This is a genomic window from Flavobacterium hercynium (assembly GCF_002217285.1).
Classification (GTDB): domain Bacteria; phylum Bacteroidota; class Bacteroidia; order Flavobacteriales; family Flavobacteriaceae; genus Flavobacterium; species Flavobacterium hercynium.
In genome coordinates this window covers 37695-57083 of the sequence record NZ_MUGW01000046.1, presented here as the reverse complement: position 1 = coordinate 57083, position 19389 = coordinate 37695, and the positions used below count along the sequence as shown (strand labels likewise).

Annotated in this window: 21 protein-coding genes and 2 tRNA genes; 15 read left to right on the top strand and 8 right to left on the bottom strand. The window is 34.1% G+C overall.

Annotated elements, in window-relative coordinates:
- Positions 1–67: 67 nt before the first annotated feature.
- The 6 genes from B0A66_RS18845 to B0A66_RS18820 all read left to right on the top strand — a co-directional run bounded on the left by B0A66_RS18845 (position 68) and on the right by B0A66_RS18820 (position 3620).
- Complete coding sequence (locus B0A66_RS18845; RefSeq protein ID WP_244283544.1) at positions 68–451, top strand: hypothetical protein; 384 nt, start codon at positions 68–70, stop codon at positions 449–451.
- Between the two features lie 264 nt (positions 452–715).
- Complete coding sequence (locus B0A66_RS18840) at positions 716–1330, top strand: SCO family protein (protein WP_089051410.1); 615 nt, start codon at positions 716–718, stop codon at positions 1328–1330.
- A gap of 7 nt (positions 1331–1337) precedes the next feature.
- On the top strand, positions 1338–1712 hold the full coding sequence (locus B0A66_RS18835) for a hypothetical protein (RefSeq protein ID WP_123868266.1): 375 nt from the start codon (positions 1338–1340) through the stop codon (positions 1710–1712).
- A gap of 35 nt (positions 1713–1747) precedes the next feature.
- Positions 1748–2614: a helix-turn-helix domain-containing protein gene (locus B0A66_RS18830; protein ID WP_165766655.1), complete on the top strand. Its 867-nt coding sequence runs from the start codon at positions 1748–1750 to the stop codon at positions 2612–2614.
- Positions 2615–2624: 10 nt separating this feature from the next.
- The gene (locus B0A66_RS18825) at positions 2625–3293 is read left to right on the top strand and encodes a superoxide dismutase (RefSeq protein WP_089051424.1); all 669 of its coding nucleotides are present in this window, start codon (positions 2625–2627) and stop codon (positions 3291–3293) included.
- Positions 3294–3311: 18 nt separating this feature from the next.
- On the top strand, positions 3312–3620 hold the full coding sequence (locus tag B0A66_RS18820) for a YHS domain-containing protein (protein WP_089051407.1): 309 nt from the start codon (positions 3312–3314) through the stop codon (positions 3618–3620).
- A 112-nt stretch (positions 3621–3732) separates the two neighbouring features.
- Here the strand turns inward: B0A66_RS18820 and B0A66_RS18815 are convergent, their stop codons facing one another.
- Positions 3733–4485 carry a carbonic anhydrase family protein gene (locus B0A66_RS18815; RefSeq protein ID WP_089051406.1) on the bottom strand — a complete coding sequence of 251 codons (753 nt, stop codon included), beginning with the start codon at positions 4483–4485 and terminating at the stop codon, positions 3733–3735.
- Positions 4486–4847: 362 nt separating this feature from the next.
- Between B0A66_RS18815 and B0A66_RS18810 the strand changes: the two genes are divergently transcribed.
- The 3 genes from B0A66_RS18810 to B0A66_RS18800 all read left to right on the top strand — a co-directional run bounded on the left by B0A66_RS18810 (position 4848) and on the right by B0A66_RS18800 (position 9649).
- A complete protein-coding gene (locus B0A66_RS18810; protein ID WP_244283542.1) occupies positions 4848–6350 on the top strand; it encodes a c-type cytochrome in 1503 nt (500 codons plus the stop codon).
- A 12-nt stretch (positions 6351–6362) separates the two neighbouring features.
- A complete protein-coding gene (locus B0A66_RS18805; protein ID WP_089051404.1) occupies positions 6363–7709 on the top strand; it encodes a c-type cytochrome in 1347 nt (448 codons plus the stop codon).
- Between the two features lie 584 nt (positions 7710–8293).
- A complete protein-coding gene (locus tag B0A66_RS18800; RefSeq protein WP_089051403.1) occupies positions 8294–9649 on the top strand; it encodes an MATE family efflux transporter in 1356 nt (451 codons plus the stop codon).
- 90 nt (positions 9650–9739) lie between these two features.
- Here B0A66_RS18800 and B0A66_RS18795 read toward each other — a convergent pair whose 3' ends face one another.
- Positions 9740–10636: an SDR family oxidoreductase gene (locus B0A66_RS18795; RefSeq protein WP_089051402.1), complete on the bottom strand. Its 897-nt coding sequence runs from the start codon at positions 10634–10636 to the stop codon at positions 9740–9742.
- 117 nt (positions 10637–10753) lie between these two features.
- Between B0A66_RS18795 and B0A66_RS18790 the strand changes: the two genes are divergently transcribed.
- Positions 10754–11086 carry a winged helix-turn-helix transcriptional regulator gene (locus B0A66_RS18790; RefSeq protein ID WP_089051401.1) on the top strand — a complete coding sequence of 111 codons (333 nt, stop codon included), beginning with the start codon at positions 10754–10756 and terminating at the stop codon, positions 11084–11086.
- Between the two features lie 187 nt (positions 11087–11273).
- Here the strand turns inward: B0A66_RS18790 and B0A66_RS18785 are convergent, their stop codons facing one another.
- Positions 11274–11561 (bottom strand): hypothetical protein, encoded by a 288-nt coding sequence (locus B0A66_RS18785; RefSeq protein ID WP_123868265.1) that lies wholly within the window; start codon positions 11559–11561, stop codon positions 11274–11276.
- Between the two features lie 401 nt (positions 11562–11962).
- Here B0A66_RS18785 and B0A66_RS18780 point away from each other — a divergent pair, with 401 nt between their 5' ends.
- The 3 genes from B0A66_RS18780 (at position 11963) to B0A66_RS18770 (ending at position 14717) form a co-directional block, all read left to right on the top strand.
- On the top strand, positions 11963–12823 hold the full coding sequence (locus B0A66_RS18780) for an AraC family transcriptional regulator (protein WP_089051399.1): 861 nt from the start codon (positions 11963–11965) through the stop codon (positions 12821–12823).
- 275 nt (positions 12824–13098) lie between these two features.
- Entirely contained in the window at positions 13099–14235 is a 1137-nt protein-coding gene (locus B0A66_RS18775; protein WP_089051398.1) for an NADH-dependent flavin oxidoreductase, read from the top strand.
- A 32-nt stretch (positions 14236–14267) separates the two neighbouring features.
- Entirely contained in the window at positions 14268–14717 is a 450-nt protein-coding gene (locus B0A66_RS18770; protein ID WP_165766654.1) for a nuclear transport factor 2 family protein, read from the top strand.
- Between the two features lie 257 nt (positions 14718–14974).
- Here the strand turns inward: B0A66_RS18770 and B0A66_RS18765 are convergent, their stop codons facing one another.
- Together B0A66_RS18765 and B0A66_RS18760 are read right to left on the bottom strand one after the other, a co-directional pair.
- The gene (locus B0A66_RS18765) at positions 14975–15793 is read right to left on the bottom strand and encodes a lysophospholipid acyltransferase family protein (RefSeq protein WP_089051396.1); all 819 of its coding nucleotides are present in this window, start codon (positions 15791–15793) and stop codon (positions 14975–14977) included.
- Between the two features lie 61 nt (positions 15794–15854).
- A complete protein-coding gene (locus B0A66_RS18760; RefSeq protein WP_089051395.1) occupies positions 15855–16280 on the bottom strand; it encodes a response regulator in 426 nt (141 codons plus the stop codon).
- Positions 16281–16523: 243 nt separating this feature from the next.
- Between B0A66_RS18760 and B0A66_RS18755 the strand changes: the two genes are divergently transcribed.
- Together B0A66_RS18755 and B0A66_RS18750 are read left to right on the top strand one after the other, a co-directional pair.
- Positions 16524–17255, top strand: coding sequence for a DUF3108 domain-containing protein (locus B0A66_RS18755; protein ID WP_089051394.1), 732 nt, complete (start codon positions 16524–16526; stop codon positions 17253–17255).
- 213 nt (positions 17256–17468) lie between these two features.
- Entirely contained in the window at positions 17469–18524 is a 1056-nt protein-coding gene (locus B0A66_RS18750) for a linear amide C-N hydrolase (protein ID WP_089051393.1), read from the top strand.
- A gap of 260 nt (positions 18525–18784) precedes the next feature.
- Here the strand turns inward: B0A66_RS18750 and B0A66_RS18745 are convergent.
- The 3 genes from B0A66_RS18745 to B0A66_RS18735 all read right to left on the bottom strand — a co-directional run bounded on the left by B0A66_RS18745 (position 18785) and on the right by B0A66_RS18735 (position 19217).
- A tRNA-Lys gene (locus tag B0A66_RS18745) sits at positions 18785–18850 on the bottom strand.
- Positions 18834–19109, bottom strand: coding sequence for a GIY-YIG nuclease family protein (locus B0A66_RS18740; RefSeq protein WP_244283541.1), 276 nt, complete (start codon positions 19107–19109; stop codon positions 18834–18836). The genes B0A66_RS18745 and B0A66_RS18740 overlap by 17 nt, the downstream gene beginning before the upstream one ends.
- A gap of 34 nt (positions 19110–19143) precedes the next feature.
- Positions 19144–19217: transfer RNA gene (locus tag B0A66_RS18735), tRNA-Arg, on the bottom strand.
- Positions 19218–19389 lie beyond the last annotated feature (172 nt).

Sequence of the window (19389 nt, the reverse complement as noted above, 5' to 3'; positions counted from 1 at the left end):
ACAAAAAGTTTCTTCTGAAGAAAAATAAAATTAATGTATTTTTGCATTTATAAACAAATTGACATTCTTGAAAAAGTATATTATCATATTACTTTGCGGTCTTATTTTTCTGCCTTCTCTGGGCAGTATATTTGTTTATACTTCATTTAAATTGAATCAGCAGGAAATCGCCAGAACCATTTGTGTACAGCGTAAACAGATTTTTAACTCTTGTAATGGGCGATGCGAATTGCAAAAAAGCCTAAAAAAGTATGCTGATAACGAAAAACAAATGCAGGACAATCTTAAAGAAAAATTAGAGATTGTTTATATCTGCATTAGTTCTGAAATAAACTTTACTTTTATACCTTCTGTAGAATTTCAGCAAAAGAATTTTGCTTTTTTCAACAGCAAACCAATTGGCATTTCCTCTGCTACTTTTCGTCCACCCGCCCGTATTTTATACATCTAAACTTCTTTCAGATTCATTAAGAATAATTTGTCATTGCCTTTTGCAACCTGACAATGGTACTATTGCTGTGAACTAAATTTATTTCTGAAGTCAAACATCAACATCGATGAAGGGCTAACAACTTAATTTAGTGCTATCTGGCATTAAATCACTACTATTCTTATTGGAACCGAAAGAACTTTATCGTTCAATATTCACCTAAATTATACATTCTAAAAAGTCAGCAGTTTATAGCATAAGCTGTTGCATTAAATATTAAAAAAAATGAAAAAAATAGTTTTAATTCTTTTGCATTCTTTACTTGTAATATCATGTGAGAAGGCACAGGAGAAACTTCCATTTTTAGGAAATCCGATAGTAAAAGGATATGAAACACAATACCCTCGCATTAAAGACTTTTCGTTTATCAATCAGGATAGCCTGCAGATAACCAACAAAACTTTTGACGGGAAAATCTACATAGCCGATTTTATTTTTCTTTCCTGTCCTACTATCTGCCCCAAAATGAATACGGAGCTTAAAAAAGTGTACGATGTATACAAAACCAACGACGAGGTATTGTTTCTGTCTCATACTATCGATCCTGATCATGATACGATACCGCGCCTTAAAGCTTATACGGTAGATCACGATATCAAAAAGAACTGGCATTTTGTTACGGGAAACAGAGACAGTATCTATAAAATTGCAACCGAGAGTTACTTTGCAACGGCATATCCGGATAAAAATGAGCCGGGAGGTTTTGTACACAGCGGCGGATTTCTACTCATCGATAAAGAAAGACACGTTCGCGGGGTGTACGATGGTACTGATCCTAAGGAAACAACAAGGTTAATTGCCGATGTAAAAAATCTTTTAGAAGAAGGTTCAACCAAATAATAGTTTAATGATGAAAAAGGGTATCACTTTATTTATTCTCATGCTGTTTGTGTTTCAAAATGCAGGCAGTATCTGGATTATTGGTGATTTTTACATCAATCGGGATTATATTGCCAAAAATGTCTGTATCAACAGGTTTGATGCTGTTCCAATTTGTAATGGAAAATGCTATCTGGATAATAAATTAAAAGCAAATGATAAACAGGAACAGAAATTTCCAACAGTAACATATAAAGAAGTACAGCTTTTTTTTGAAAGTCCTTTCGAATTTTCATTCACAACGATACGTTTTGCAATCCTAAAAAAATATCCGGTGCTTCTGGCGGGAAGTCAAAAATCTGATTTTATTTTTTCGATTTACCATCCTCCCAGATGCGATTAATACTTTCGTTTAGTATTAATCAAAAAATCAAAAAAATGCAACTATCAGAAATACCAGTCCGCGGTCTGGGTTTATTCTCAGATGATAACAGTCATTTTTGGATGGATAATCTAATGAACCTCCTGCAGCGTTTTCCGCAGTTGGAACATCCTCACAGGCAGGATTTCTTTATGCTTCTCTTTATTGATGATGCAGAAGGAGAAATTAGTATTGACAATCAGAAAATCCGAATGGATAATGCCAAGGTCATCGTCATAAAGCCGCGCTGCATTAGCAGTATAGACATCAATAGCAAAGCAAAGGGTAAAATAATCTGCTTCACAGAAGATTTTTTCTCCCTGCGTTATAACAATAACATTTTAGACCAATTTTCTTTTCTTCATGATACTTCTAAAGTATTTATTAGACTTAGTGAGGAGGAGAAAAACAAGTGGATGTATCTGCTTGAAATATTTTTTAAGGAGTTCAGGCTTCACAGAAGAGAATCGGTAAAAGTGCTTCGATCTTATCTTAATATTTTGCTTTTCGATTTAGAGCGTCTTTATGATCCGTCGGGATTTATAGTAAACAACTCGCCGAAACAACAAAAGATAAAAGAGTTCGAAAAACTGATTGAGAAGGATTTTAAAATTAAAAAAATGCCTGCGGCGTATGCGGATCTGCTCAACGTGACACCAAATTACCTCAACAAGATATGTAAGGAGGTTACGAATTGTACGGCTGGCGATCTGATACGAAAACGTATTGTGATCGAAGCGCAAAGGCTCATTCATTTTACCAATTATTCTATAAATGAAATTGCTGATCAGCTGGGTTTTGAAAATGCGTCCTACTTTGTTACTTTTTTTAAAAGACAAACTAGCAAAACCCCGGAACAGTTCCGAAGATTATCAAATCAATAAAAAAAAAAACATGTTAGACAAAAAGATTTTAATAGTAATGCTGCTGCTGTGTTTATCAGTATCGGCACAGTTTGTACAAAAACCGCTTCCGTACGGTTATAATGCATTAGAGCCTTACATCGATGCCACAACAATGGAAATTCATTACAGTAAGCACCATGCAGGATATGTGAAAAATTTGAATGATGCGCTCCAAGGAACAGCAGAAGAAAAAATGACACTGCAACAGTTATTCTCAAAAATAGCAACATTACCTGCTCCAATCAGGAATAATGCAGGCGGGCACTATAATCACGAAATGTTTTGGTCGATATTGACACCGGAGAAAAACACAAAACCATCTGCCGATTTGCTAAAAGCAATAACAGACAAATTTGGAAGTCTTGAAAATTTAAAACAAAAATTAAACGAGGCGGCACTTTCCCGTTTTGGTTCCGGATGGGTATGGCTTTGTGTATCAAAGAATAACAAATTAGAGATTAGTTCTACCGCCAATCAAGACAATCCGTTAATGGATGATGCACAAAATAAAGGAATTCCTATTTTGTGTATCGACATCTGGGAGCATGCCTATTATTTGAAATATCAAAACAAACGAGCCGATTACTTATCGGCTATATGGAATGTCATCAACTGGAATGAGGTTAACGCCCGCTATAATTCTACTTTGATAAAATAATAATCAAAACTCACTATTATGAAAAAAATCCTTCTTATTGTTGTCCTTACCGCTGTATTAAGCTGTAATAAAAAAGAGGAAAAAGCACATCCTCACGATCATCCTCATACTATGGAATCCGAAACAACGTATAAAAATCCTAACAACCCGCTTGATAAATTAACGTATGCCAGCAAAATAGACTTTAGCTGTAACATGGATATCAGCAAATATGGCGTTAGTGATACGGTTACTTACAAAGGGAAATTATACGGTTTTTGTTCCTCAGTCTGCAAAGATGACTTCATGAAAAAACCGGATGAATATCTGGCAAAGAATCAGAAATAGTTTCGTCTGCTTATAGCAAACAAAAGGCTGGAAAGTTCAACTTCCCAGCCTTTTTTATGTAAAGTCACTGTATTTTAGATCAGAATGTGTTTTAAAATAATGCCGAAGCTTTTTATTTTAAAAACTGAAGCGTTCCATCTGTCAAATTATAAAATACACCTACGATTTTTATCTCTCCTTTATCTTCCATTTCTTTTAGAATTGGGCTCTTTTTACGAATCTGATCCATCGCATAAAGAACGTTGTTTTCTGAAACGTGTTTTACAAATTCGTCATTTTTAGAGGTTTTATCACCTTTAAAATCCTGACTCATTGCTACAGCGGGTTTTATTTTTGAAAGCATAGTGGTAATATTTCCGAGTTTAACATCATCAATTGCACCTTTTATAGCGCCGCAATGCTGGTGTCCCATTACTAAAATCAATTTTGCACCAGACACTTTGCAAGCAAATTCCATACTTCCTAATAAATCTTCGTTTACAAAATTTCCGGCTACTCGTCCCACAAAAATATCGCCCAAGCCCTGATCAAATACATCTTCAACCGGTACTCGGCTATCAACACAGCTTAATACAACAGCTTTAGGAAACTGACCCGGTGCCGATTTTCTGGCTTGTTTACTATGGTCGCGAACAGTAGTCGTACCGCTTTGAAAACGCTTGTTTCCTGTTATAAATTCCTCTAAAATTGCGTCAGGCGTAAGTCTGGTTTGTTCTTCCTTAGTCATTACATGAGAGACTACAGGTTTGACAGCTTCTTTTTCGGTAGAATGTAAATTTGGTTTTTCTGTTTTTGTTTCGCCGTTACAAGAAACCAAAAGGGCTGCTGTAAATAGCATCACCAATGATTTAAATTGATTCTCCATTTCTTTGTTTAAAATTAAATCTGCCTACTTTGTAAAACGGTGTTCGGCATTTCCGTTTATTATTCTTCAATACTTATATATAACAGCAAAAGAGGATTTTTCCCTACCTGAAACTATCGTAGTTTAAAAATGGTACTAAACTTTCGCAGAAATAATTCGTTTAGCTGTTTTAATCTGTTGTTTTTTAGGTATTTATTTTTAGTTGTTGCAGTTTGAATTAGGATGTATTTCTACACTTTCAGAAGAATGGTGTAGTTAACAAATACAAAGAATTGAAAAACTAAATTAAGCGGAATAAACTACGGTATAGAAAGTACAATTAATGAATCAGGAAGTACCGTTTTTTTAAACTTCCCGCTTTTTTGTTTTTAGCAATTTCCGGATTACTGACTGAAATTTGCAGCATAAAAACAGATTATTTTATGGATTTTCCAATGTTTCATTTAGACTGGCTTAATAATAGAATGCTTATCGCTATCATCGCCATTATTCACGTAATGATTAATCATGGTTTAGCTGTGGGGTTTATGCCGCTTATTACATGGCTTGAACAAAAAGGGGTAAAAAACAGCGGCAGAGAGCAGATTACTAATTTAGACTGGGACAATAGAATTTATAATATGATGAAAGTTGCTTTTATCATCACCACAACCTTAGGTGCTATGACCGGAGTTGGTATCTGGTTCTCGGTTGCGCTTGTCAGTCCCACATCGATCGGAAGTTTGATTCGTGTTTTTTATTGGGCGTGGTTTGTAGAATGGCTGGTATTTGTTACCGAAGTAATTTTGATTATGATTTACTTTCTGACATGGAAGAGCAGCAACACATCGTTAAGAGCTAAGTTATTGCACATTCGTTTCGGATGGTTTTTAAGTTTGTTCTCCTGGATTACTATGGCGATCATTGTTTCCATTTTGAGTTTTATGATGGATCCCGGAAACTGGAACACGCAAAAGAGTCTGCTTAATGGTTTTACCAATCCTATTTACCTCCCTCAGCTATTGTTCCGAACGCCAACTGCCATGCTTGTAGCGGGAAGTTTTGGAATGATGCTCGTTACGCTGTTCTTTAAAAAAGGAACTGACGTAAGACTCAAGGCAGTGAAATACGTTTCGAAATGGATCATTCTCTGGGCTCCGATCTCGCTTTTAGGAGCAGTGATTTATTATAATGCCATTCCTGATGCTATGACCGCTAATATGAGTACAGCTGTAGGTACAATGGATTTTAATAAGTACTACGATTTAATGAAGTATTTTATATTATTTGGAATAGCATCGTCTTTAATAATGGCCATTCTGGGTGTTTATAAAGCCAAATGGATTAAAAGTTATATTGTTCTTTTCCCAGTACTGATGGCATTTGGATATCTTGGTTTTTTTGAAAGAGTACGTGAATTTGTTCGAAAACCGTATGTAATTGGAGGTTACATGTATTCTAACCTGTTACTTGAGGAAGATTATCCTGTTTACCAGCAATTTGGACTTCTTAAAAATGCAACCTACACTACAGTTACCGAAATAACGCCTGAAAATAAAATTGAAGCCGGCAGAAATGTTTTTGCAATTGCCTGCAGCCGCTGTCATACGGCGCAAGGTGTCAATAGTGTTGTCTATGTTTTTGAGCGCATGTACGGAATAGGAAAACCTTTGGACATTAATTCGATGGCTTCTTATATACCCAATATGCACAACGGACGTACTTATATGCCTCCATTTCCGGGTACTCAGGAAGAAAGTGAAGCACTCGCCGCCTATATCCGCAACATTCAGGATACAGGTGATGTACTGGAGGGAGCACAATCTGAAGGCGTAAAAGTGAGTGAGCTTCAAAATACACAGGCAGTTTTAACAATTAAAAAATAATAAAGTTTAAAAATGATCAATTTATATATTGCGTTACAAAATAACGTTCCGGTTCCAAAAGATATTCCACTGCCGCTGCCAATGCCTGAATGGTTTTTTGTGGTTGTTCTGGTGCTGTCATTTCTATTGCACATTCTTTTTGTCAACCTGATGCTTGGCGGTTCCATTTTGGCTTTAATAGCTCAGATCAAAGGACTTAAAAATAAAGAATACGACACCCTTGCTCACGAAATAGCCAAAACAATAACGGTTAACAAAAGTATCGCCGTTGTACTGGGTATTGCTCCCCTTTTGAGTATTAATGTTTTGTACACAATCTATTTTTACTCGGCAAATGCTCTCACAGGCTTGATGTGGATTGCGGTGATACCATTGGTAACTGTAGCATTTCTGCTTACTTATCTGCACAAATATACCTGGGAGACATTAGAGAATCACAAAGCAGTTCATATTTCAATTTTGGCTTTGGCAACCGTGATCTTCCTGTTTATTCCTTTTATATTTTTAACCAACATTAATTTAATGCTCTTCCCAGAAAAATGGGGAATAGTAAAAGGATTTGTTGATGCACTGTTTCTACCAAATGTTTTTCCGAGATACCTGCATTTTATATTGTCTTCACTCGCTGTTACAGGATTGTTTTTATTTTGGTATAACAGCCGTAAAAGTTACCCGTTTGAAGCGATATACCAGCAATTTACCCGATATGATATGCAAAAGAAAGGCTATTCTCTTGCGCTGACAGCTTCTGTCTGCCAGTTTTTGATTGGTCCGCTGGTATTGCTGACTTTGCCTTCTAAAGGTATGGGATGGAATCTGATTTTGATCATTTTCTCGGGAGTTGCTTTTGCCATTCCGGCTATGTGGCTGATATGGAAGAGACTTACAGGAGAAAAAGAAAATATTGAAAAAGACTTTTATAAAATAGCAATGCTGCTGGGCATCACAGTTTTATGCATGGGATCTGGCAGACAGATATACAGAGCTAATGCACTGGAAAAACATCAGGAGCTGGTAAAAATTAAAACCGCTGAATTTCAGATTCTGAAAAAAGAAGCTGTCGCCAAAGTAAAAGCTCAGGAAGCAGGAGAAGCATCGGCAACTATGACAGAAGCTGAGAAAGGTCAGAAAGTATTCAGTCAGTATTGTGCTTCCTGTCATAAAATAGATGAAAAATTAGTGGGACCGCCCGTTTTAGAAATGGCAAAAATCTATAAAGGCAATATTGCAGATTTACAAAAATGGATAAAGAATCCCGGAAAGAAACGTCCCGATTATCCGCAAATGCCCGGTTTTGAATCGCAGCTGGATCAAAAGCAGTTAGATCAGCTTTCGGAATATATCCTAAATATCAAATAAATAAAAAGCAGCAGTATCGAATTTCTAACTTAAAATAATATAGTATGACTCAAGTTTTTTCCATTATGATTTTAATTTTTGTTCTTCTTGCAATTGTTTTTCTGATAAAAATAAAATCCGTTACCCTTCAGCTTGTAAAGTCTAAGGAAATTAACAATCAAGAAAACCCACTAGAAAAGGATTATCAATTTATAAAGGGACTGTATTAGTTAAAAAGTGTCCACCAAAAGAAGTTTCTTTTAAATTTTGATAGTTTGAAGCCCTGTTGATGCTGACACACACAGGGCTTCTTTTTTATTTATAGTAGAGCCGAATTACAACAGCAAAGGATTATTTGCTGTCGAAAAATAAAGGGGAAATAAGTAATCACTATTATAAAATGAGCGGTAATTTATTATTGCTCATTTTTTTGTTAGGAGTAATTTGCAAATGAAGTTGTAAATTTGCTTTAATTATAATATTTGAGCCTCCTTCTTATAAATAAAGTAAGAGAAACGATTTCAACATATTAATTAATTGAAGAAAAATGGCAACAGTCAAATTTCATAAAACAAAATCTTCCTTAAGGCAGTAAATTTTTTAATATGATCAAAAATTACAAATCCAATAAGATATATTACCAAAGTACAATAGCACTTGCAGGACCTGTCGTAATTTCTCAGCTCGGGCATACCTTGGTGCAGACTGTCGATACCGTTATCATAGGACATTATGCAGGAACTATATCCTTAGCAGCAGTTTCGCTGGTTCATTCTGTTTTCATGGTAGTTTTGGTAATTGGATTAGGCGTTGCCTACGGATTGACACCTTTGATTGCGCAGGAAAATGGGAAATCAAATTTTAAAGAATGCGCCAAACTTCTTTCTAACAGCTTATGGCTAAATGTCGCGTCTGCTATTTTTCTTTTTATAGTAGTCTATTATGGTTCCATGTTTGCCATGCAGCATGCGAAGCAGGATCCTCAGGTTGTAGAAACGGCAAAACCGTATTTATTTATTTTAAGTTTATCTATCCTGCCCTTAATGCTATTTCAAACCTTTAAACAGTTTGCAGAAGGACTGGGTTTTACCAAACAAGCCATGTCTATAACGATATGGGGAAATATACTCAATGTAATTATCGCAGTAATTCTGGTAAAGGGAATGTTTGGCATTAAGCCAATGGGAGTTTTGGGAGTAGGAATTGCAACATTGATAGATCGTGTTTTAATGATGGTGGTTATGATGTGGTATGTACTTCGATCAAAGAATTTTAGGGTTTATATAGAACATTTCTCTGTTAAGTTTATTGATTTTTCAAAAATTCTAAAAGTGGTAAAAATAGGATTGCCTGTAGCAATGCAGTATGTTTTCGAAATTGGAGTATTTGCAGTTGCAGCTTTAATGGCGGGTAATATAGGTGCAATTGAACAGGCTGCTCATCAGACAGCAATAACACTTGCGTCAATGACCTATATGATGGCGGGAGGACTTGCATCGGCAGCAACTATTAAGGTTGGAAATAGTTTTGGAAATCAAAAATACAAAAGACTTCAGAAGTTTGCTTATGCATCCTATCATTTAGTGATCATTTTCATGCTGTTCTTTGCTTTAGTTTTTACACTCTTTAATCAATATTTACCTTACTTAATAACCAATGATACAAGTGTTATAGCACTGGCTGCACAGTTATTGATAATTGCTGCGCTATTTCAGCTCTTTGATGGTACTCAGGTAGTGGGATTAGGAACACTAAGAGGAATGGGCGATGTAAACATTCCAACTTTGATAACCTTTGTGGCATATTGGCTTATTGGTCTGCCTGTAGCCTATATTGTAGGTATCCATTTTGATGCAGGAGTAAAAGGAATCTGGTATGGTTTGACTCTGGGGTTGTTGACATCATCTGTTTTACTCTACTTAAGGTTTAGATTTGTAATGAATAAAGTCTTGAAAAAATAAATTACAAGCAAAATATTGATCTCTTGAGATACAATGAAACTAAAAAAGCAGTAAAAATAGTTCTCTATTTTTACTGCTTTTTTTTGCAACTTAGTTAATAAAAAAATCTTTATGAATTTTAACCCAATCTTCGATTGGAGTCATTTTTACAGGCAATTTTTCTAAAACCTCTTGCAGGTTAGGGTTGAATTTTGTTGGATATACAGGAAGACTGGCCAACATTTCATAATATCCTTGTACTCCTCTGGCACTTTCTTCTCCAACAAGAATGCTTAATTTATCTCCAAACTCTTGTGGCGGCATTGCATAGAAATCAATTTTTTCACCCAAACCAATAGAGAATTTTTCGGCAAGACCATTTCCTTTGAGGTCATCCGGACCGCTCACAAGAAATGATTGTCCCGATAGTTCCGGTTTGTAGATAGCTTCTGCCACAAAGGCGCTAACATCTCTTGATGCAATGTAGCCAATAGGCATATTTTCCGGAGTCGGGTAAGCTACTTTTCTTTCTTTTTTCACATAGTCAGTTGTGTAGGGAGCCAGCAAATTTTCGGCATAAATAGACGGCTCAATAATTACATAAGGTACTCCACAATTTTTAAGATATTCCTTTGTATCTAACTTTACATCTTCCATAGGAATTCCTAATTTTTGTGGTGCCAAAAATCCGCTGGTATTCCAAACTATCATTTTTACGCCATTTTCTTTAGCTGCATCTATTACATTTTTGGCAAGTTGAAATCCATCTGCCGGATTAGGCAAAGAGACAGGAATCAGTAAAGCAACAGCATCAATACCCTTAGTGATTTCTTTCATTTTCGCTTTATCTGACATATCACCTAATACAGGGATTGCACCTGCACCTTCCAGTTTAGAAAAGTTTTTTTCTGAGCTTGTTACAGCGTATACTTCTGCACCTTTATTTTTTGCTTCTCCAATTACATAAAATTGCTGTGAACCTGTGGCTCCAAATACTAATACTTTCATTTTATTTTTGATTTAGTTGTTTTGAAATTTCGGTAAAACTAATTAATAACTTACTTTTGTACAAGTACTTACGTTTTAGTTTGGTACTTACCAAATGGTTAGAAATACTGAAAATCAATGGAAAAAAATCTAAAAATAATTAATGCGTGTGACACAAACTGCCCTGTAAAAAAGTCATTGAATATTTTGAGCGGTAAATGGACAATGATGATTTTATATCAGATTAATACCAGAACAATCAGATATGGAGAACTTAAAAGAGCTGTAGTGGGTATTAGTGAAAAAATGTTGATTCAGGAATTGAATTTTCTGGTAGAAAACAAACTGGTCGCTAAAAAGGCTTATCCGGAAATCCCTCCAAGGGTAGAATATACATTGACAGAACTAGGTTTGAAAACCTTACCCATCATCGATCAAATTGCTGCTTTTGGATTGGAAAATTTGGTTTAGTTTAATTTAGTTTTTTGGTAAACCAGACAAACTTTTTGAATTTTGTTTTCAAAAAGTTTACCAACCAATTGTAAAGGTTTTTATATTCAAGTTCGTTAAAGCCTGTCTTTACAAATTGCATCTCATCTGTATTTTCTTCTGATCTTCTAATTACATGCTTTTGAAGATCTGTAAAAACAAAATTAAACTAATTGCAAAAGATCTTATTATCTAATACAATTAAACCTTTTATACTTATTGTACTTTGGTTAGAATTTGAATTTAAAAAAATAAATCCCTCATTATTCAAAAGTAGTAAAGCATCTAGCACTCTAGCTTGATTTTCCTTTTCATTAGATATACTGTCTTTAAATGGTGTCCTGGCATTAAAAACAGGAGTTAAAAGACTCGTAAGCTCTTCTAAAGCACAACTCATGCCGTATCTTTCGGCAAGTATATGCAAAACTCTTATAACAAAAATTGGTAATGTTTCCATGACAATTGCTTTTATCTATTATTTACGAGAATTAGCTCATAATAGATTTTTAAGAAGGGATAAATTATAATAAGAGACTAATTTTAATGTATTGGCTTTAATACTATTAATGTTTAATCCCTACACTATAAATTCCTTTCTCCTTTTTTTAGAAATACTGCCTATCAATTGTTTAAATAGTAATGTATACTGTAGATTCGTTATTAAGTCCTAAGCATTTTTACATAATATTTTCTACTTATAAATGAATGAATCGTTTCCGGACTAAAAGAGCAAAATATTTGGACTAAAAAGAAAAATTTGTTTTTCTGAATGCTTGTATCTTTGCAGTTTAAGTTTATAATGTTTGGATTAATTCCAAAATAAAATTAAAATTGCTTTAAAGCTTTAATAATTGCAGTATGAAGAAAATGATTAAAGTTCCAACTTCTCTAATTGGTTGTGATGCGCCGCAAAACTTCCTGATGTTAGATGGCTGTTCCGTTATAGAACAGTGTATACACAGTACAGAAGCTAAGGGAATCATGTACTTAGAACAGCATCTACTGCTAATTGTTCTTGAAGGCTCCGTTGTCCTGAATTATGGAAAACAGGAATATAAGCTCGGCAAGAATGATATGATTTTGCTAAAAAAAGCAACTGCTGTAAAGTATCATAAATTTGGAAATACTGAAAATGATAATATTTACGATAGTTTCATGTTCAGTATTAAAGATGATGTGCTAAAATCATTTTTATCAACCTCTGAAATTAAGGTATCAAAACCTGAGGGAGAAATTAAGACAGGAGTTTACCCAATGAATGAATGTTTGGTTGCATTTGTCTATTCTCTAAAACCTTACTTTTTTGATCATTCTGTGGTTCATCCCGGACAGCTTCGCCTGAAGATTATGGAATTACTTTATGATGTTGCAGAATGTAACCGAAATATGTTTTTACAAATTCTCCAATTGCACGAGCCTGTAAAAACTGATATCCGTAATGTGGTAGAACAGCATTATGCTTCACCAGTTTCTGTTGCTGAACTGGCTTATCTTTCCGGCAGAAGTTTATCAAGTTTTAAAAGAGATTTTCAGAATATATACAATGTTGCGCCTGCAACCTGGATCAGAGAAAAAAGATTAGAAAAAGCAAAAGATATGCTGGAAACTACAGCTTTGTCGGTTTCAGATATCTGTTATTCCCTAGGATTTGAAAATGTCTCTCATTTTTCAAGAATATACAAAGAATTTCACGGACAGGCACCCAGTATCTCCCGTTAGTTAATAAATTTAAACTCAATCATACAAGAGTATTAATTGGGCGAAATCGAAAGATTAAAACTCTTATAAATAATAAAGTAGCACCTCAACATTAAATCTTCTTAATAAACAAATTTCCAATTTTCATATTTCCAATTTCAAAAAGGACTAATTAGAAAAAATCTTTGAGCTAATTAGAAAAAACACCACTCTTTAGTCATTGTACCTTTGTTTTAGAAATAGAACTTAATTATTCTGTTAAGCTGCACAGTAAATTATGTTCAAAAAATTAAGTAATGAATAAATATGATAAGTTGTTTGCTCCCTTGTTATTTGGGAATGGAATTAGTTTAAAAAATAGAATTGTAATGTCGCCTATGACTACTTGGGCATCTAATGAAGACTTCAGTATATCTGATGAAGAAGTAGAATATTACAAAAAAAGAGTAAATGGTGTTGGTTTAGTAATTACAGGATGTACGCATGTGATGGCAAACGGCATTGGTTTTACCCACGAATTTGCAGGATATGATGATACTTTTATTCCAAGTTTGAAGAAATTAGCAGATGCTTCTAAAAGTGGTGGAGCACCTGCAATTTTACAGATGTTTCACGCCGGTAATAAAGCAATTCCAGGGCTTATTCCAGATGGTAAAGTAGTAAGTGCAAGTGCCATTTTAAGTGGGCCTATACTGCTTTCTGAAAAAGAAAATCTTCCAAAAGAATTGAGTAAAAATGAAATTCTGGAAATCATAAAAGCATTTGGCGAAACTACAAGAAGAGCAATTGAAGCTGGTTTTGATGGTGTAGAAATTCACGGGGCACACGGATTCTTGCTTCAAAATTTTATTTCACCTTTTTTTAATAATAGAAATGATGAATGGGGAGGTTCTCTTGAAAATCGTTTGCGATTTAGTCTGGAAATTTTAAGAGAAGTAAAAAATATAGTTTCAAAATATGCTGATCGTCCTTTTCTTATAGGTTACCGAATCTCGCCGGAAGAATTGCCACAACAAACTTATGGACTTCCAGATACGTTCAATCTAATAGATCAATTAATTGAAGAAAAAATTGATTATTTACATTTTTCTTTGTTTGATGCCGTCAACCAAAAACCAATTGATTCAGAAATTTCTAAAGAACCTATATCTGTTACGCTAAACAATTATGTAAACAACAGAGTTCCTGTTCTTGTTGCCGGAGGTATTACAACACCTGCAATGGCTGATCAAGTTGTAGAATATGGTGTTTCTATGGTGGCAATTGGCAGAACTTTGATTGTTAATCCGGATTGGGTAGAATTAACTCAAAACGGAGAAGAAGATAAAATTACTTCAATTCTTAAACTAGCGACAGTAAAAGAGAAAAAAATCCCCGCAAAGTTAATGGCAATATTCGAAAAACTGGAGGGCTGGGTACAAATAGAAGCTTAATTCAATCAATACCTAAAAGAAAAATGTATAAAATGAAAAGAAAAATTTTCGCATTACTCGTAATAGCGTCTAGCCTGTTGCTGTCATGCAATAATGGAAATAAATCAATTAAAAACAATCAAATTATGGAAGTTACAAAAGAAGAAAAAGAAGGTGTTATTCGTGCTATAGATTTTTATGTAGAAGGAGGCCGTAAAGCTGACGGCAAAATTACGGCAAATGCTTTTGCTGATACAGCAACTATGTCATGGACAGAGAATGGTGTTTTGAAAAGTGTACCGATAAAGGTATTGTATGATGGCTTTGATAACGGCGAACCGATGGAAGCACATTATGAATTGACATACTTAAATGTAGAAAAAAATGTCGCTATTGCCAGAATTGAATCTCAGTTTGGTGCCAACAAGTATGCCGATATGTTTACATTAGTAAAAGATGGAGATCAGTGGAAAATAGTGAGCAAAGTTTATCAATCAATATAAGTTTAAAAATATAACTTTTTAGATATTTTATTTTATTGAAAGAAAACTTGAGATGTCTTAATGTTTACAGGAAGGGATGATTTAAAATCATCCCTTTTTATTGTATGAAGAGTATTCCTTAATGTACAAAGAAAGTGTACAAAATGAGTGCAAAAAGCACTCGTAAAAAAATCCGTGTAAATCAGCGTTTTCGCATAGCGAATCCGCGTCATCTGCGTATCTTACATAAACACAAAGCTTAGCTTAATCTAAAAAAACTAATTATACGACTGATTTTTGAGTGCATACAGTTTACATCTAAGATCTTTTAAGAGTAAAGAATCAAAACCCTTACCTCTTGCACCAGCTAACGAAATTGTTTTACCAATCGTCATTTTTAGTTCATGTCCTTGCTTGTTGAAAAGTTCAGAAATCAGTTTTGAAGTTTGCAGCATAGGATGAATAGACTTTAGCATACTAAAGAAAATACCATTATTGCCATGAAAATAAACCGGTAAAATAGGCACATTGGCTTTGCAGATAATCTTGCCTACCACAGGATGCCATTCCTGATCTGTGATTTCGCTGGTTTTAAAATTATATGAAGAAACTTCTCCGGCAGGAAATATGGCCACAGGAATACCGTCTTCGAGCGCTTTCAGCGTCATTTTTAATCCTGTAATACTTGCCGAATTTTGTACATTCTCAAACGGATTTACAGCAATAATACATTTTTCAAGATTTGGAATTTCTTTCAGTAAAAAATTCCCCATATACATGGTATCCGGACGTACTTTGGCAATTGTACTTAACAAAGCCAATGATTCAATACCACCATAAGGATGATTGGCAATAACAATAAAAGCGCCCTTTGCAGGGATATTCAGCAAATCGGCAGCAGTAAATTGCACTTTTACGCCAATTGTCGTTAAGGCATAATTGGCAAAAGCTTCTCCTTCGAGATTACCTGCCTGTTCTACCATCGTATTTAAATTGTTAATTTTCATTACTTTCATTAAATAAGACGAAAGCCCTGGAATAGGAATTTTAGAAAGGCCGGCTGCTTTAGAAAACTTCTCTTTTGATATCAGCGTCATATGCTATGGTTGTTAAGATTCTTAGTTGTAAATAAGTGACTTAAAAATAATGGTAATCTGTCTATTTTATATAATTTGGTGAAACACAATTTTGCCAATATTCCACTATATTTTTTATCATATCTTTCATCTTGTTAAAATCAGATGGCTTTACAAAAAAGCCCTGAACTGACTTTGAATAAGCGTCGACAACATGCTGTTGCTCGGCAACTGTTGAAAAAAACAAATATGGAATCGACTTCATTCTCAAATCTTCATTTTCATGAACTTTTGCCCGAAGCTCTATTCCGTTTAATTTTGGCATATTGATATCTGAAAATATAATGAAAGGCTCGATGGTGGTTTTTGTTAAATAATCTAATGCCTGCTCTCCATCGCTAAAAAAAATAATCTCATTTTTATACTGAAGTCCTTGGAAAACATCTGCTAAAAAATCCTGATCATCCTGATCGTCTTCTATTATTATTATCGGGCCAGTTTTATTCATAAGTCTCTTTTCTAGGATTTGAAGCAAGGTAACAAATAAAACTACTCTTTGCACTTACATTCAAAGTTATAGTCATTATTAACTTATAACACGAAAACTATTCGTTCACTTAACATTCTATTAAAGACAAAAACACAAAAAAGTAAAACAGAATAGCAATGTAGTTTACCTAAAGTGTCCTGCAGTTTAGCTGTAACTTTTATTTATTTCCACATACTAATTGTTACAAACAAACTTAATCCTATGAAATCTACAAAACCGTTGCTGCTCCTTACAGCAGCTTTTTCTCTGTTGTTTTTAACTTCTAATGCTCAGAAAAAGGCACAATCCCCGAGTCAAAATGAAATAATTGAATCGCGAATTAAAAATGAAGAGTATGAAATGAATTGGTTTGCCGTTCGTGATACAACAAAAATGGAAATTGGAAAAGTATTTACTAAAATCTCCAAAACAAAAAACACACTGACAATTACCACTACGGTAAAAATGAAAAACAAACCAGACTGGATTGATGAAACTATTGCGGAACTTACTAAACTAAAGGCTGTAAAACATACTTCGGTCAACATGCAAAGAGATATCGAACTTAATTTTGGAAAACAAACGACAGGTTTTTATCTGGATAAAATTAGAAACAAAAAAACAGAGATCAACGAAGAGACAACAGGAGATTTTTTTGACAGTAACCTTTATCCGCAAATAATTCGCTGGCTTCCGCTAAAAGAAAACTACAAAACAGAAATCTCCATTTTCGATTATAATCCAATGAAGAAAACCGGAATTCTGAAAGCAAACATAACCAACACTCAAAAAGGTTCCTACGCTAACAAATCGGTATGGATCGTTACGGTAACAGATGACATTTCAGACAACAAAGTCATTAACACCTATTATTTTGATTCTAAAACCAATCAATTATTGAAACAGGAAATTGATATGGGAGCAAATAAAATGTTATTTGAAAAAGTAAATTAAATAGTCAATTATTGAAATAGCTAAATAATTACAATCCAATTAATTTTATATGAAAAATTGTACAGGTGTTGTTTTAATTTGTACTTTAGTAATAACTTAAAACATTCTTTATTAATTATTTAAGCACAAATTTAACATCTAAAAGTTTTACTTAAAAGCATAATCCATATATTTAATTTAAGGAAGTATAATGTAATTTTAAAAGACGCATCGATGAAAATAAAAAACAAAATTTTGATAACTTTTACTTTACTAACTCTGGTAATTCTAAGTCAAGATACAATTGCCTGTACAAGGATTGTATATAAAGGATTAAATGGAATGATTATGACAGCACGCTCTATGGATTGGAAAACGGATATTCCAGCCAATCTATGGATCTTTCCGCGAGGAATCGAAAGGAATGGTGAAACCGGGATTAATTCTGTAAAGTGGAAGTCGAAATATGGAAGTGTTATAACCAGTTCTTGGGATATAGCTGCATCTGATGGAATGAATGAAAAAGGTTTGGTCGGCAATCTTTTATGGCTGGCTGAGTCGGAATTTCCTAGTTTCGAAAAAAATGGAACAAAAAAAGGTCTCACTGTTTCTCTTTGGCTACAATATACTCTTGACAATTTTGCTACAGTATCAGAAGCAGTAAATGCATTTGAAAAAATTGATTTTTCGGTTGTTTCCTCGCATATTCCCGGAACAGATATTTTCGCAACAGTTCATCTTTCTATTTCTGATCCCACAGGAGACAATGCCATTTTAGAATATATCAACGGAAAATTAGTGATACATCATGATAAAAAATTTGTTGTAATGACAAACTCTCCTATTTTTGAAGAGCAACTAGCAATAAACAGCTACTGGAAAGGAATCCCCGGAACTATTATGCTTCCCGGAACTAACAGAGCAGCTGACAGATTCACAAGAGCATCCTATTACATTGATGCTATTCCCAAAACAGATAACACAAGAGTAGCAACCGCGAGTGTATTTAGCGTTATTCGAAATTGCTCTGTTCCACTTGGAATTTCCTCACCAACCGAACCAAATATTTCTTCGACGAGATGGAGAACCGTTTCGGATCAAAAAAATCTTATTTATTACTTTGACAATGTTCTAAATCCGAATGTAATATGGGTAGAGTTTAGTAAAATCGATTTTAGTGAAAAAGCTAAAACAAGAAAACTCAGTTTAGAAAGTAATGAAAACTATTCCGGAGACTCTTTAATTAACTTTAAAGTAACACAACCTTTTAAGTTTGCAGGTCTTGAATAAGATCAATTCAATAATGGTTTACTCAATTTGCGGAGTTTCTTGCGAAGATTTCTCCTGACGTCGAAAGGACAAAAATGCGCATATAAAATCCGTATTAATTCGCGTTTTCGCATAGCGAATCAGTTTCATCTGTGTAGTAAATGACAAATCCGACTTTTCATCATTATTCACTTCTATTTTCATGTTAGTCAAAACATATAAAATGTAGAAACAAAAGGCATAAAAACAAAAAAGCCTCTCGAATGAGAGGCTTCTTGTGAACGCAGAAGGATTCGAACCTTCGACCGTCCCGATTAAAATCGGGATGCTCTACCCAGCTGAGCTTTTTATCAATTTTATAATTCGTACTTTACTTTTCCATTTCTTAACTTCTAATTCCCGTTTATAAGCTAATGATTTGGTTTCAAATTCTTCGAAATAAACTACGATCCAATCTTTTGTCTTTCCTGTAAATCCAGAATGATTTGATAAGTGTTTACGTAAACGTTCTTCCAAACTTTCAGAAGTATGACCAACATAATATTGATTCAAATTTTCTGAAAATAAAATATAAAAATAATTCATTTGATTTACGATTTTACACATAACAAAAAAGCCTCTCAAAATGAGAGGCTTCTTGTGAACGCAGAAGGATTCGAACCTTCGACCGCCTGCTTAGAAGGCAGGTGCTCTATCCAGCTGAGCTATGCGTCCATTTACAAATCTAGTAGTGAAAAGAACTTCGTTTTTTTTATTACCTCATTGCGGGTGCAAATATAGAACTATATTTTAGATAAAAAAGCATGAAAACTATTTTTTTTTCGCTCTTTTTATCGATCCGGAACTAGTACCCACATATTCAATATTTTAAAACTTAAAAAAAATC

Bases quoted from the DNA above. Each gene is read 5' to 3' on its own strand.
- B0A66_RS18840 (WP_089051410.1), top strand. From the start codon at position 716: ATGAAAAAAATAGTTTTAATTCTTTTGCATTCTTTACTTGTAATATCA.
- B0A66_RS18835 (WP_123868266.1), top strand. From the start codon at position 1,338: ATGATGAAAAAGGGTATCACTTTATTTATTCTCATGCTGTTTGTGTTT.
- B0A66_RS18830 (WP_165766655.1), top strand. From the start codon at position 1,748: ATGCAACTATCAGAAATACCAGTCCGCGGTCTGGGTTTATTCTCAGAT.
- B0A66_RS18825 (WP_089051424.1), top strand. From the start codon at position 2,625: ATGTTAGACAAAAAGATTTTAATAGTAATGCTGCTGCTGTGTTTATCA.
- B0A66_RS18820 (WP_089051407.1), top strand. From the start codon at position 3,312: ATGAAAAAAATCCTTCTTATTGTTGTCCTTACCGCTGTATTAAGCTGT.
- B0A66_RS18815 (WP_089051406.1), bottom strand. From the start codon at position 4,485: ATGGAGAATCAATTTAAATCATTGGTGATGCTATTTACAGCAGCCCTT.
- B0A66_RS18805 (WP_089051404.1), top strand. From the start codon at position 6,363: ATGATCAATTTATATATTGCGTTACAAAATAACGTTCCGGTTCCAAAA.
- B0A66_RS18800 (WP_089051403.1), top strand. From the start codon at position 8,294: ATGATCAAAAATTACAAATCCAATAAGATATATTACCAAAGTACAATA.
- B0A66_RS18795 (WP_089051402.1), bottom strand. From the start codon at position 10,636: ATGAAAGTATTAGTATTTGGAGCCACAGGTTCACAGCAATTTTATGTA.
- B0A66_RS18790 (WP_089051401.1), top strand. From the start codon at position 10,754: ATGGAAAAAAATCTAAAAATAATTAATGCGTGTGACACAAACTGCCCT.
- B0A66_RS18785 (WP_123868265.1), bottom strand. From the start codon at position 11,561: ATGGAAACATTACCAATTTTTGTTATAAGAGTTTTGCATATACTTGCC.
- B0A66_RS18780 (WP_089051399.1), top strand. From the start codon at position 11,963: ATGAAGAAAATGATTAAAGTTCCAACTTCTCTAATTGGTTGTGATGCG.
- B0A66_RS18775 (WP_089051398.1), top strand. From the start codon at position 13,099: ATGAATAAATATGATAAGTTGTTTGCTCCCTTGTTATTTGGGAATGGA.
- B0A66_RS18770 (WP_165766654.1), top strand. From the start codon at position 14,268: ATGAAAAGAAAAATTTTCGCATTACTCGTAATAGCGTCTAGCCTGTTG.
- B0A66_RS18765 (WP_089051396.1), bottom strand. From the start codon at position 15,793: ATGACGCTGATATCAAAAGAGAAGTTTTCTAAAGCAGCCGGCCTTTCT.
- B0A66_RS18760 (WP_089051395.1), bottom strand. From the start codon at position 16,280: ATGAATAAAACTGGCCCGATAATAATAATAGAAGACGATCAGGATGAT.
- B0A66_RS18755 (WP_089051394.1), top strand. From the start codon at position 16,524: ATGAAATCTACAAAACCGTTGCTGCTCCTTACAGCAGCTTTTTCTCTG.
- B0A66_RS18750 (WP_089051393.1), top strand. From the start codon at position 17,469: ATGAAAATAAAAAACAAAATTTTGATAACTTTTACTTTACTAACTCTG.
- B0A66_RS18740 (WP_244283541.1), bottom strand. From the start codon at position 19,109: ATGTGTAAAATCGTAAATCAAATGAATTATTTTTATATTTTATTTTCA.